Source organism: Bifidobacterium subtile (genome assembly GCF_000741775.1).
Taxonomy (GTDB): Bacteria; Actinomycetota; Actinomycetes; order Actinomycetales; family Bifidobacteriaceae; genus Bifidobacterium; species Bifidobacterium subtile.
The window spans coordinates 36,648-50,164 of sequence record NZ_JGZR01000002.1 but is presented as its reverse complement, the minus strand read 5'-3'; the positions used below and the strand labels follow the sequence as shown (position 1 = coordinate 50,164).

11 protein-coding genes are annotated in these 13,517 nt (G+C 63.1%); 2 read left to right on the top strand and 9 right to left on the bottom strand.

The genetic code is table 11. From position 1 onward, the window contains the following. Positions 1-15: 15 nt before the first annotated feature. Positions 16-708 carry a DedA family protein gene (locus tag BISU_RS01260; RefSeq protein WP_404801775.1) on the bottom strand — a complete coding sequence of 231 codons (693 nt, stop codon included), beginning with the start codon at positions 706-708 and terminating at the stop codon, positions 16-18. A gap of 38 nt (positions 709-746) precedes the next feature. On the opposite strand from BISU_RS01260, the gene serB reads away from it, so the two are divergent. Continuing rightward, complete coding sequence (gene serB, locus BISU_RS01255; RefSeq protein ID WP_033503053.1) at positions 747-1,421, top strand: phosphoserine phosphatase SerB; 675 nt, start codon at positions 747-749, stop codon at positions 1,419-1,421. A gap of 40 nt (positions 1,422-1,461) precedes the next feature. Here the strand turns inward: serB and fmt are convergent, their stop codons facing one another. From fmt to rpoZ, 6 genes are all read right to left on the bottom strand, one after another. Next, positions 1,462-2,508, bottom strand: coding sequence for a methionyl-tRNA formyltransferase (gene fmt, locus BISU_RS01250; RefSeq protein ID WP_024463713.1), 1,047 nt, complete (start codon positions 2,506-2,508; stop codon positions 1,462-1,464). A 280-nt stretch (positions 2,509-2,788) separates the two neighbouring features. Then, complete coding sequence (locus BISU_RS01245) at positions 2,789-3,502, bottom strand: HAD family hydrolase (RefSeq protein WP_024463712.1); 714 nt, start codon at positions 3,500-3,502, stop codon at positions 2,789-2,791. 423 nt (positions 3,503-3,925) lie between these two features. Next, entirely contained in the window at positions 3,926-6,310 is a 2,385-nt protein-coding gene (locus tag BISU_RS12755) for a primosomal protein N' (RefSeq protein ID WP_024463711.1), read from the bottom strand. A 171-nt stretch (positions 6,311-6,481) separates the two neighbouring features. Further along, a complete protein-coding gene (locus tag BISU_RS01235) occupies positions 6,482-7,777 on the bottom strand; it encodes an SAM-dependent methyltransferase (protein WP_034532904.1) in 1,296 nt (431 codons plus the stop codon). A 163-nt stretch (positions 7,778-7,940) separates the two neighbouring features. Continuing rightward, the gene (gene metK / locus BISU_RS01230) at positions 7,941-9,155 is read right to left on the bottom strand and encodes a methionine adenosyltransferase (RefSeq protein WP_024463709.1); all 1,215 of its coding nucleotides are present in this window, start codon (positions 9,153-9,155) and stop codon (positions 7,941-7,943) included. A 231-nt stretch (positions 9,156-9,386) separates the two neighbouring features. Next, the gene (rpoZ, locus tag BISU_RS01225) at positions 9,387-9,671 is read right to left on the bottom strand and encodes a DNA-directed RNA polymerase subunit omega (protein WP_024463708.1); all 285 of its coding nucleotides are present in this window, start codon (positions 9,669-9,671) and stop codon (positions 9,387-9,389) included. A gap of 264 nt (positions 9,672-9,935) precedes the next feature. Here rpoZ and ilvD point away from each other — a divergent pair, with 264 nt between their 5' ends. Next, complete coding sequence (ilvD, locus tag BISU_RS01220) at positions 9,936-11,792, top strand: dihydroxy-acid dehydratase (protein ID WP_024463707.1); 1,857 nt, start codon at positions 9,936-9,938, stop codon at positions 11,790-11,792. A 170-nt stretch (positions 11,793-11,962) separates the two neighbouring features. Here the strand turns inward: ilvD and gmk are convergent, their stop codons facing one another. Both gmk and pyrF read right to left on the bottom strand, forming a co-directional pair. After that, positions 11,963-12,601: a guanylate kinase gene (gmk, locus tag BISU_RS01215; protein WP_024463706.1), complete on the bottom strand. Its 639-nt coding sequence runs from the start codon at positions 12,599-12,601 to the stop codon at positions 11,963-11,965. Next, the gene (gene pyrF / locus BISU_RS01210; RefSeq protein ID WP_024463705.1) at positions 12,585-13,517 is read right to left on the bottom strand and encodes an orotidine-5'-phosphate decarboxylase; all 933 of its coding nucleotides are present in this window, start codon (positions 13,515-13,517) and stop codon (positions 12,585-12,587) included. The genes gmk and pyrF overlap by 17 nt, the downstream gene beginning before the upstream one ends.

The following is a 13,517-nucleotide window of genomic DNA, read 5'->3' as shown; positions in this document are numbered from 1 at the left end:
CATGCCGCTCCACGTTCATTGTTCGTTCTCCTCGCGTCGTTTGCTCACCACCAGATTACGCATCCATCGCGCCAGAAGCACAATTATGGCCACAACGAACAGCGCAATGACGATATCCTCCGCAACGCCCAGCACTCCCAGGATCGCGCACCATTGATCGCCGAGCAGATATCCGGCCCCCACCAGCACCGAATTCCAAATGGCCGAGCCCAGCAGCGTCCAGCCTGAGAACTGCAGGAAGCTCATGCCGTTGAACCCTGCGGGGATGGAGATCAACGAGCGCACAACCGGTATGACACGCCCGAAGAGAACCGACCATGTGCCATAGCGGGTGAACCAGTCATTGGCTTTGTCCACGTCGGCTCGGGAGACGCCTGGAATGGCGTCGGCCGCGCGGCGGATGCGCACGATGCCGACCAGCCGGGAAACGCCGTACAGCGTCCACGCTCCGAGCAGCGAGCCGATGCTGGCCCATACGATCGCCTCGACAAGGCCCATGGAGCCGCGGGCCGCAGTGAATCCCGCCAACGGGAGAATGACTTCGCTGGGGATGGGAGGAAAGATGGATTCCAAGGCAATTGCCGCCGCCACGCCGATGCCGCCGACGGCATCCATCAGCGAGACCAGCCAGCCGGTAAGCGTGCCGATGAGACCGCCGCTCGCAGTCGGGCATGAAGCGATCGCGTTCGCCAGAACCGTTATATGCATGCCGGCCATTGTCCCAGTGACTCTAGAGAATCGAGAGCATGCACGAACAAATTTCGCAAGCCCTTGACAAGCCGACCCTTTCCCAGCCAGGACTGCTGGTGATGGATGTGGATTCCACGCTGATCGACGAGGAGGTCATCGACCAGCTCGGCAAGGAAGCTGGAGTGGGAGCGCGAATCGCCGATATCACCGCCCGGACGATGGCGGGCGAACTCGACTTCTGCCAAGCGCTGCGCGCGCGGGTCGCGCTGCTCGAAGGCATGGATGTCGCCGTGTTCGACGCGGTGTACGCGACGCTGCATTTCACCACCGGCGCGCTTGAACTCGTCGAAACCCTGCACCGGCACGGCTGGAAGGTGGGCGTGGTCTCCGGCGGCTTCCACGAAACCGTGGACCGGCTGGCGCAGGAGGCGCAGCTGGATCATTGGCTCGCCAACCGGCTCGACGTGCGCGACGGCCGGCTCACCGGCGAGGTGCTGGGCGATATCGTGTGCCGCACGACCAAGGAGCAGGCGCTGCGCAGCTGGGCACGGGAAGACGGTGTCGCAGCAGGACAGACCGTAGCCGTGGGCGACGGAGCCAACGACATTCCCATGATTCGGCGCGCGGCGCTCGGAGTGGCCTTCTGCGCCAAGCCTGCCGTGCGCGAAGTCGCTGATGCAGCCATCACCACACGCGATCTACGCCTAGTGCTCGACCTGCTGCGCGGGTAGTGCCAACGCGGATGCGTCCTGCCTGCGAGACGAGAGCGTCCTAGCGGCAGCGGGCCTGGGGCGTCAGTCGTGCGCCTCGCGCCCAGTCGGCGGCAGCCATGGCCTTCTTGCCCTGCGCCTTGACCTGCAGCAATTCGATGGGATCGCTCGCCGTGCCGACCCAGACGTGCTGCTTCGCCGTGGCGATAGCACCCGGAACCAAATCTGCCGGAGCGGCTTCTTGCGCCTGCGTATCGGCCCCATCGCCCTCGGACGTGCCAGGCGCATCAGCGACGCGGGCTTGCAGAACGTGCATCGTGATGGCATCGCCGCTCTCGACGTTGCCGCCATCGTTGCCGCCGCTATTGCCACCATGCGTTCCATCGATGTCAACGAGGCACCATGCGCCCGGATTGGGAGTGCAGGCGCGTATCTGGCGGTCCACGGCGAAGGCCGGCACATCGAAGCGAATATGGGCATCCTCGACGCGGATCTTCTCGGCGATCTCGTAAGCGCCCACCTGCTGCTCCACGGGCTGGATCTGGCCGTCCGCCATGGCCTGCAGCGCGGCGGCCAGCAGACGGGAGCCATCTTCGGCCAACCGGGCCAGCAGATCTCCTGCGGTCTCATGCGGACCGATCTCGATGGTCGATTGCGCCAGAATCGGCCCGGAATCCATGCCGCGCGTGATGCGGAACACGGTGGCCCCGGTCAGCGTGTCGCCAGCCCAGATCGCGCGCTGGACCGGAGCCGCCCCGCGCCACTGCGGCAACAGGGAGAAATGCAGATTGTACCAGCCCATCGGCAGCGCCTCGAGCACGGATTCCTTAAGGATCCTGCCATAGGCGACGACTGCTGCGGCCTCGGCGCCGGTCGCCAGCAGTTCATCGACGAAAGCCGGCTCGTTGGGGTCGCATTCGAGCACGGGAAGCCCCAGCTCCAGCGCCGCTTGCTTGACCGGGCTGGGTTCGAGACGGCGTCCGCGGCCACGTAACGCATCCGGCCTGGTGAGCACGGCGACCACCTCGAAATGCTCGGGGTCTCCCGCCAATGTTCGCAGCGAGGGCACCGCCACATCGGGAGTACCTGCAAACAACACTCGTACCATGTGTTTCTTCCATTCCACTGGTTATTTGAACTGATCAATATTTGAACTGATGAATATCTGAACCGCACGCAACCTGAACTGCCGTGGTCGCGAACCGCAGTGACGCATGACGAAGACCTGAAATATGCTGTTCGGCCTTTGCGATGCGTGAATTCGCATGGCCGCAGCCATCGTTATCGGCAGCCCGTAGCACGTCGAAGCAGACCGTCGTTGCGCATGGCCGCGTCAATAAGCGGTGCCGATCTCACCGGGCAAAGGCCTACGACCATGCTACCGAACGCTATGACACTGAACGGATTGGCGGAATACCGATTCCCAGATCGATCAGCACAGCCCGCAGCCGGTAGGGGTCGGAGAAGCGGATGCCGCGGATGCCGGCCTCGTTCGCACCGACGATGTTCATGGCCTTGTCGTCCACGAACACGCTGGTGCCGGCGTCGATACCGAAGGTGCTCAGCGCAAACTCGTAGATGCGGCGCTGCGGCTTGCGCATCGAGACGAGCCCGGATATGACCTTGCCATCGAGCTCGCGCAGCGCGGCGAACTGCTGCTCGGCCTGCGGAAAGCTCTCCTTCTGCCAGTTGGACAGTCCCCACACGCCTATGCCTGCGGCCTTAAGATCGCGAATCAGCATGCGCGCGCCGGGAATCGGCCCCGCCAGCGAATCCTGCGTGTGGCCGTAATAATATCGGATGACTTCAGCCCATTGCTCGCCGTGCTTTTCCCGCACCATCGCCAAGGCATCGTCCACCGAGCCGCCTTCGTCGACCATGTCGTCGACGTCATAGAATCCCGAAATCTCGTTATCGAGAAAACGTGCGATGGTGTCTTGATCGTAGCGCGGAACCAGCGCCGCGCCCGGGTCCCAGTTCAGCAGCACGTTGCCGAAGTCGAAGATCACATCCGTCACCGGCCGCCCTTGCGCCTGCGCCGCATTGCCTTCGGCCTGCAGCAGGTCATAGCGCATATCAGGTTCTCCTGGATAGCCTTGCACCAGCATCCTCCTTATGACTTCTCGAACGCTTCTGGCGCTCTTTCGCGGTCAAATTCGCGCCGAAGCCAAAGCCTTATCATACCTCGCCGCCCGTCGCCGTTCTATGCTTCCATGCCGTGCAGACCTCGCAGCCGGCCCACGCCCCGGCTACTGGCGCGAAAAGGCCACTGACGACTGGAAGTGCGGGCGGAAAGTTGGCTATGCTTTTCGTCCGCACCCCCTACGTTGAGCGTCCGTTTTGTAGCGCTAGCTATGGCCTGTCGCTACACAACGGTCTGTAAAGCTTCGCTAGCGGCAGGATTGTAGCGTCAGGACATAGCTAGCGCTACAAAACGGACGCTAAGCCTAGGGGGGCGGATGTTGTGTTCCATGAGCACAGCGGGCCCTTTCGTGGCAGTTGGCCACCGATAACGCTGATGAACGCTACAGCAGGTCCTTGGGGTCGACTTGGAAGCGCAGCTCCCCTGGCTCACGCGCGGCCACATGCCGGGCCACTTCGTCACGCAGCCGCAGCGCGAGCATCGCCCGGCGCTCGGGAGCTGCCCGAATCACCGCCTTGACACGGTCGCGCGTCGCCTCAAGCTCGTGCGCATCCATCGTGCGCGGCGCAGCGATCGGCACTGGCCCCAGGACGGCGGGCATCATCTCTCCTGCCATGTCAAGCGTGGCAAGATCGCCGTCCAATGCGCCCACATGACGCAGCAGCCCCATGACCGCGTCACGTCTGCCCCAGACGCAGGCGCAGGCCACGACTGGCGGCAGGCCAGTCTCCGCACGCTCTTCGAGCTCGCGCATAGCTAGCAATGAGGAATCCCACAGCACCAGCGAGCGAGCCAGCGCCGGGTCGCTCTCCCCGATCAACAGCGCCTGGCCGCCTCGGGAACGCGGCGCACACAAGGAAACCGCCCGCATCCACGCATTCAACGCGTCCACTCGCGCATCCACGCCCGGCGCATACAGGCTCGTCCAGGCGTCGAGTATCGCAACGGCAGCATACTCATTGCCAGGAACGCTGTCATTGCCAACCACGCTGGCGTGTTCGCTCTCGCCATTATCGCCGTTGCGGTTCACCGAAGACTGCGCGACGGCAGGAGACCACGTTGCTGACTGGGCAGCGGCAGCCGAATGCGGCGGCGCAGCCGAATGCGGTGCCAGACTATCGGCAGACCGCACTCGCGGCTCCGCGCCGGGCGTGGCGATCACCAGCATCGGGCGGCAGGGCACCGATTCCACGATGCCCTGGGGCTGGCTGGGGGCGGAAAGCACCATCGGCACATTGCGAAATAGGCCCTGCAGCTGCGCGGCTGTTCCCGCAGCGCCCACACGCACCGCGCGCATGCGCTCGCCCGAGCAATGCGAACAGCGCCAATTCGCAGCGGCGGCCCCGCACCACCGGCAGCGGGCCGTGCCATCGTTGCCCCGCATCAACGGCCCCGTGCAGCGCGAGCAACGGGCCTGGCGATGGCATTGTGCGCAGCTGAGCGCCTCGGCAACGCCGTCATGGGGTATCGAGAGCAGCACCGGACCGCGATCCAACGCTTCGGAAAGCGTACGGACAGCGAAATGCGGAACACGCGCTCCTACCGCCGAATCAGCCAGACGAGTCAGTTCCTCGCGATTGAGCCAGCGAATCCACGGGATATCCTCTTTGACGACGGAACGCAGCGGCCTGATTTCCTGACTTGCACCGCTGACCGGCGTGCTCTGTCCAGCCTTGCCTGACTCGGAAACCTCCCATTGGCTGATCGGACTGCGGGCATTGGCCATGGCCACGAACACCCCGCGATGCGCCTTCGCACGCAGCCGCAGCACGCCACGCGCATTCGCGTACGGCATCATGCCGTCGGCGTTCTGGTATGCGGCGTCCTCGACGATGGCGAACAGCCCCGGCCCCTCTACCGGCGCGTACATGGCCGCGCGCGTGCCGATCACGCAGCGTATCGCGCCACTGGCCGCAGCGCAGTATGCGCGGTATCGCTCGACAGGCGGCAGGGCGGCGCTCAGCACGATGAAGTCACCATGATACGAGCCGTGCACCGGCTGTCCGGCATCGAAGGCTCGCAGCCCCAATCGGCGCAGCTGCTCGGCGATATCCCGGGTCTCGCGCATGCCGGGCAGCACCAGCACCGCAGCTTTATCGGACGCCAACGCATCCACGGCCAGAATCGCCAAGTCTCGCGCCCAACGGGCGGCGCCGGGAAGCATATCAAGCACGAAGGAGGCGAATCCGCCGCCTTCGATCGCACCACGCAGGCGCGTCGCCGAGTCGTAGTCGCGCAGCACCCGCTCGAATTCACGAGCGAGCGCCGATCCGGCCGCGCGGGGTATGCCTCTGCTGCCGCCCACCGATTGGGCGGATGCGATGCCCTCGCGCTCCTTGTCAACACGCGCCACGCGGGCGGGGACCGCCAGCCGCAGAATGTTGGCCCGCGTCCCGCCATAGGCGTCGGCGATCATGGCGATGTCCTCGCGCATCGAAGGCCCCACCAGCGGCTCGGCGCTGAGCACGCGTTCGATGTAGCGCAGCGCGGAGGCTGGAGCATGCGAGGACGCGACCCGGTTCCAGATGACGCCGTTGACTCGCTGGCCGCCGAAACGCACACGAACCATCACGCCCGGCAATGCCTGGGCCGAGAGCCGCTCATCGATGAGATAGTCGAAGGTCTGCCCCAGATGCGTGGCTTGGACATCGAGCACCACCTGCGCTACCGGCAATTCGTGAGCCCGCTCGCGTACCGCGGCACGCTTGCGCCGTTTGCGGGGCGCCAGCCCGTCAAGCGCGAGCTGTTCGGCATGCGTTTCGATCATGGTTATAGCGTACGCTCCCGGCGCGGTCCAAATCCCGACGACCTAGATTCCAGCAGTTCAAGCCGCTCTGTCCGCCCAGACGGCAAATAGACTGAGCCGCCGCAGTGTGCGCTGCGACGACTCAGCCCGTGTCGATCTGCCGATTGACCCGGCGGAATACCGAACTATTGGCTATTGACGGCTGGACCCGTCATACCACCATGGGCGCAGCGGGTAGGAATCCGTGCCCTCCTTGTTTGGCTTGACGCACAGGAACTGATGGATCTGAATGTTGTTCAGTTCGAAGTTCAGCGCGCTGCCGGCGATGTACAATCCCCACAGCCGCGCCTTCGGCTCGCCGACCATCGCCACGGCCTCGTCCCAGTGGTCCTGCAGGTTCTTGTTCCACTGGTGCAGGGTCAGCGCGTAGTGCTGGCGCAGATTCTCCTGGTTCACGACCTCGAAGCCCGTGTCCTGGATCACCATTTCGATCTCGCCGGGCGAGGCCAGCTCGCCGTCAGGGAAGATGTAGCGGTCGATGAATTGCCCGGCGGTTTTGCCGTCGGTGGACCGCGTGCGCGTGATCTGATGGTTCAGGAGCGTGCCGTTGGGCTTGAGCTTGTCCAGAATCTCCTTGAAGTAGGAGGGATAGTGCTTGAAGCCGACGTGCTCCATCATGCCCAGCGAGCAGATCGCGTCGAAGTCGCCCTCCGGCACATCGCGGTAGTCCATAAGCCGCACTTCGGCCAGATCCTCAAGGCCTTCGCGCCTGATCCAGTCCTGCGCCCAATCGACCTGCTCCTGCGACAAGGTGACGCCGAGCACATGGATGCCGCGCTTGGCAGCCAGGACTTCCATGGAGCCCCAGCCGCAGCCGATGTCGAGCATCCGCTCGCCGGCCTTGACGCCGAGCTTGTCGAGCACCAGATTGAGCTTGCGCTCCTCGGCCTCTTCCAAGGAATCATCCGGCGTGTTGAACACCGCGCAGGTATACGTCATCGAGGGGCCGAGGAAGAGCCGGTAGAACTCGTTCGACTGGTCGTAGTGATAGCTCACTGTGGCCGCGTCGCCTGCCTTGGTGTGCGGCAGCAAGCCTTCGGTGATGCGCCGCAGCTTGCTCGGGCCTTCGATGGCCGGGCGTTCCGGATGCCTGATGCCGTGCTTGGCGACGGTGGACAGCATCTTGGCCAGGCCGATCGAATCGGGCCGGTGGAAGCTGCCTTCGAGTTCGGTCAGCCGTTTGAAAACCTCGTACGGGTCGCCGGGAAGAATCTCCGGAGAGGCGATGTCGCCCTGCAGATAGGCGCGGGCAAGCCCCAGATCATTGGGGTGCTCGACCATATAGTAAACGGCTCTCGAATTCTTGACGATGAGATGCAGCGGCGCATCATCAGGCCCGAACGTCGACCCATCGAACGCCGTGACATTCACCTGCCCGGTATCATCCGCAAACAGCCCGATCATGTCCGCAACGGTCATACCCGCCATATACACGCCTCCATCCACAGGAATATTCCTGTTTTAGCCTAGTTCTCCTATTCGCGCCCTGCGTGACGATTTCGCACTCGGTAAAGATTTTACTTATACCCAAAGCGCAAGGAATCGGCCCGCGCCTTTCCTCGAATGAGAAAAGGCGCGGGCCGAATCGTTATCACCGCAGCGCGGCCTTGAGCGCCGCCACTTTGTCAGTGCGCTCCCATGTGAAATCAGGGTCGGTGCGGCCGAAGTGCCCGTAGGCGGCGGTTTTGAAGTATATGGGTCGCAGCAGGTCGAGCTCGTCGATGATGGCGGCCGGCCGCAGGTCGAAGACCGTGCGCACCGCCGCCTGAATCTGCTCTCGGGTCACGCCCGCCGTTTCGGTGCCATAGGTCTCGACGTTGACGCTGACGGGATCCGCCACGCCGATGGCATACGCGATCTGCACCTCGACCTTGTGCGCAAGACCGGCAGCGACGATGTTCTTGGCCACCCAGCGCGCGGCGTAGGCGGCCGAGCGGTCGACCTTGCTCGGGTCCTTGCCCGAGAACGCGCCGCCGCCGTGATGGGCCGCGCCGCCGTAGGTGTCCACGATGATCTTGCGGCCGGTCAGGCCCGCGTCCGCAGCCGGTCCGCCCAGCACGAACGATCCGGTGGGATTGACCAGCACGCGGTAGTCGTCATGCTTGAGATCGCCGCCGCACACCTCGTCGAGCACCGGCTCGATGACATGCTCCTTGAGCTGGCCGAGCAGCCAGTCATGATCCACCTCGGGGTCATGCTGCGTGGAGATGAGCACGGTGTCGACGCGCACCGGACGGCCCTGCTCGTCGTATTCGATGGTCACCTGCGTTTTGCCGTCCGGGCGCAGATGGCCGATGATACCCTGCTTGCGTACTTCGGTCAGACGATATGCCAAGCGGTGTGCAAGGTGGATCGGCAGCGGCATGAGCACGGGCGTCTCATCGCTGGCATAGCCGAACATCACGCCTTGGTCGCCGGCGCCCTGCGCGGCGTAGCGTTCCTCGCGCGAGACGGCCGACTCCTCGTCGCACCCCAGCCGGGCCACGCCTTGGTTGATTTCCGCGCTCTGCCCGGTCAGCGAGACCAGCACGCCACAGGAATCGGCGTCCAGGCCGATATCCGAACTCGTGTAGCCGATGTTCTTGACGACTGAGCGCACGATGCTCTGAATGTCGCTGTACCCGTCGCTGGTCACTTCGCCGAAGACGAAGAACTGGCCTGTCGTGGCCGAAGTCTCCACGGCCACATGCGAATGTGGGTCCTGCCGCAGCATGTCATCGAGAATGGCATCCGAAATCTGGTCGCATATCTTGTCTGGATGGCCTTCGGTGACGGATTCCGCTGAAATCAGACGCTGTTCCATAATTCCCCCTGCTCCGGGCATCCAGAGCTCCGCCATGTCGTCACCGGATCGCATGGGCGGCTGCATGTCGCGCCCCGGCTCCTTGTCATGCCGCATATAGTACGCCCCGACCCGCGACGTGTCACGCCTTGCGTGCACATCGCGAATCGGGGCGAATGCGGTATGCTTCCTCGTTTGCCTCAGCTAGTCACCTGCTGCGCGATGCGGCTGCGGCGGGCGGAAACGTCCGGAGATTCAGTTGCCTTCGCTCAGATCGTCCTCGCCGAGAGTCTCTTCGAGCAGGCCCTCGTTGATTTCGCGGAAAGCGATAGACAGCGGCTTCTCCTGGTTCTTGTATTCCACGAGCGGCCCGACGTTCTGCAGCAGGCCCTCGTTGAGCTGCGTGAAGTAGGAATTGATCTGACGGGCTCTCTTCGCGGCGAAAATCGACAGCGCATACTTGGAATCCGCGTGCTCCATCAGATTGTCGATCGTCGGGTTCGCCAATCCCTGCGGATTAGGCTCGGTGCCAAATGCCATGTTGTTATCTCCCAATCGCGTTATCTCCCAGTCATCATCACATGAAACCCTAAGGCTTTCAAAGTATTTAGTATATCGCATCATGCCGATTTCAGCATTCGCAATTCAGCGATCGGGGTATCCGCTGAGAGCAGCGGCAGCGCCGCTCATCGGCGTGGTGCGCGATCCGCAGGCCATGAGCGCTACCGGCCTTTGGGTGCACAGACGTTTCACTATGCGGCCGTAAGCATGCAGGTGTCGCACGTTGACATTTGAATGGAATATATGCAAATGCGATCTGAAAAACTTATGAAGGGCCGGATGTTCGCCGGGGCCCGGGCACTCTATCGGGCGGCCGGCGTGGACGGCAAGGATTTCGGCAAGCCCATCGTGGCCATCGCCAACTCGTTCTCCGAATTCGTGCCGGGGCACGTCCACCTCAATAAGGTCGGGCGGCTGGTGTCTGAGGCGGTCAAGGCCGCCGGCGGCATCCCGCGCGAATTCAACACGATCGCCGTGGATGACGGCATCGCGATGGGCCACACCGGCATGCTTTACTCGCTGCCGAGCCGCGACCTGATCGCCGACGCGGTCGAATACTCGGTCAACGCCCACTGCGCCGATGCTCTGGTGTGCATTTCCAACTGCGACAAGATCACTCCCGGCATGCTGCTGGCCGCGATGCGGCTCAACATCCCCACGATCTTCGTCTCCGGCGGTCCGATGGAGGCCGGCACCACGACGCTGTCCGACGGCACCAAGAAAAGCACCGACTTGATCGACGTCATGTACGCTTCGGCCGACGACAACGTCTCGGATGCCGATCTGCTCGCTTACGAGACGAGCGTATGCCCGACCTGCGGCTCGTGCGCCGGCATGTTCACCGCCAATTCCATGAACTGCCTCAATGAGGCGCTGGGTCTGGCGCTGCCCGGCAACGGCACTGTGCTGGCTTCGCACGTCTACCGCAAGGAGCTTTTCACGAAGGCCGGCAAGATGATCGTGCGACTGAGCGACCGCTACTACCACGAGGACGACGCCTCGGTGCTGCCGCGCAGCATCGCCACCAAGCACGCCTTCGAGAACGCGATGACGATGGATGTGGCCATGGGCGGCTCCACCAACACCGTGCTGCACATCCTCGCCGCAGCGCAGAGCGCCGACGTCGACTTCACGCTCGAAGACATCGAGCGCATCAGCCACACCGTGCAGTGCATCTGCAAGGCCAGCCCCTCCGGCCCTTGGGAGATCTCCGACGTGCACCGCTCCGGCGGCATCAGCGGCATTCTGGGTGAATTGGATCGCGGTGGCAAGCTGCACCGCGACGTGCATTCGATCGACTTCCCCTCGCTGGAAGACAAACTCAACGCCTGGGACATCATGCGCCCGACCTGCACCGACGAAGCCAAGAAGCTCTTCCACGCCGCGCCCGGCCATATCATCTCCCCCGAACCGTGGACGCATGAAACGCTGTTCGACGATCTGGACACGGACCGCGTCAATGGCGCCATCCACGACATCGAGCACCCGGCCGTGACCGAAGGTGGACTCGCCGTGCTGCGCGGCAATCTCGCGCCCGATGGCTGCGTGGTCAAAACTGCCGGTGTGCCCAAGGAAATCTGGAACTTCCGCGGACCGGCGCTCGTCGTCGAATCGCAGGAGGAGGCCGTGGAGGTCATCCTCAACGACACGCTCAAGCCCGGTCAGGCGCTCATCATCCGCTACGAGGGTCCCAAGGGCGGCCCGGGCATGCAGGAGATGCTCTACCCGACATCCTTCGTCAAGGGGAAGGGCATCGGCAAGGACGTCGCGCTGATCACTGACGGCCGCTACTCCGGTGGCTCATCGGGCCTGTCCATCGGCCACGTCGCCCCAGAGGCAGCAAGCAAGGGTCCGATTGCATTGGTCAAGAACGGCGACATCATCAAGATCGACATTCCCAATCGACGCATTGATGTCGAGCTGAGCGGCGAGCAGCTTGCCCAGCGCCGTGCCGAACTTGAGGCCGGCGACGGCTATGTGGCGCATCGTGACCGCAAGGTCTCGCTCGCGCTCAAGGCCTACGCGGCTTTCGCCCGTTCCGCCGACAAGGGCGCGACCAGAGATCCCGAGCTGATTAATAAGCTGTCTGGTCTCGCCTGACAGCAGTCCATATTGGAGTTCTGCCCCTTTCGTGACGCTTATCCGTGGTTAACGTCATGAAAGGGGCAGAGCCCTTTGCGTAGTGCCCCTTTTGTGACGCTGATTCGAGTTATCAGTCACGAAAGGGGCATTGCACGTATCCAACCTGCCAAACCAGCCGCTGGCAGCTACTATTCCAGCCCGTATTCCTTGGCGATGATGGCCCAGAGGTCTTCGGCGCACTGTTCGACGGTGTTGTTGACGATGGTCACGTCGAATTCGCTCTCCGAAGCCAGCTCGAGTTTCGCGGTTTCAAGTCGCTTGCGACGCTGCTCCTCGTTCTCGGTCCCCCGGCCGATCAGGCGCCGCACTAATTCGTCATAGCTTGGCGGCGCTATGAACACATACACGACGTCAAGCCCCATGTCGCCGGCCCTGTCTTTGACGCGCCGAGCTCCTTGCAGATCGATTTCCAGGATCGTCGGCGTGTTGTCTGCGATATGATCGAGTACCGGTTGAAGCGGCGTGCCGTAATGCGCCATATTGTGCACAACCGCCGTTTCCAGGAACCAGCCTTGCGCTTCCTTGGCGAGGAATTCCGCTTCGCTCATGAACCAATAAGTGCGTCCGTCGACCTCGCCGGGTCTCGGTGCGCGCGTGGTGGCGGAGACGGATACCCAGACTTCGGGATGATGCGCTCGAAGCTCGGCCTCAACCGTGCCTTTGCCCACGGCTGTCGGCCCGGTCAAGACGATGAGCCGGCCCTTATGGTCAGCATGATGAGCGCAGGACTGAGCCTTCGTATCAGCATCATCAGTTCTCGTGGTCATCGTCCTGCCTCTCCTCGGTCGCCTCCAGCAATGCCTGACGTATATCCAGGGAAATGGATTCGGTTGCCTGCGACAGCTGGGAGATATCGGCGCTGTGCGAGGCGATGAAGCGCGACACCGTCATCAGCACATTGCCTTTGGTCCCTTTGAACACGGTTTTGAGATCTTTGGCATCAGCGCCCTGCCAGCCGTATCCGGGAGAAAGGATAGGACCGGAGAAGCTGGACGGATCCACGCCGCTTTCGTCCATCCACTGGCCGATGGTCGCGCCAACGATAAGACCGACGGAACCCATGCCTTCGCAGCCCTCATTGAATTTCTGAGCGCAGCTTGCGATGCCATAAGCCACCGTCTCGCCTTTGTATTCGCCCCGCTGCCGGATGGCGGTCTGCAGGCTCGCGCCCTCCTGATTCGAAGTGAGCGAGGCTACGAATACGCCACGGCCGTTGTCGAGCGCCTCTTCGACCAGCGGGCTGATCGAACGCGCCCCATAATAGGGCAGCAAGGTGATCGCATCCGCCAGCATCGGCGAATCCTTCTTGAAATAAGCATCCGACAGCGCGGAGATGGTCGTCGGCAGCCCGCCTCGCAGGCAGTCGACGATGGTGATGATACCCATCTGGCGTGCGGCGTACAGCACGCGCTCCAAGGCCGCAAACCCTTTGGAGCCGTAGCGCTCAAACATCGACGTCTGGAATTTGACCGCCGCAGCCCGGCCGCGCGACGCCTGCAGCATGCGCATCGAGAACATCTCGGCGCCATCAGCATCCACGTTGTAGCCCCAGTTGGTGAGAATCTTGCGGTGCGGATCGATGCCGATGCACAAAGGTCCGTACTTCGCCATCGAATTGCCAAGTCGCACTCCGAAATCACAGCGCTTCGCAAGCATCTCCGTTTGGCTGGGGCGTTCGGTCAT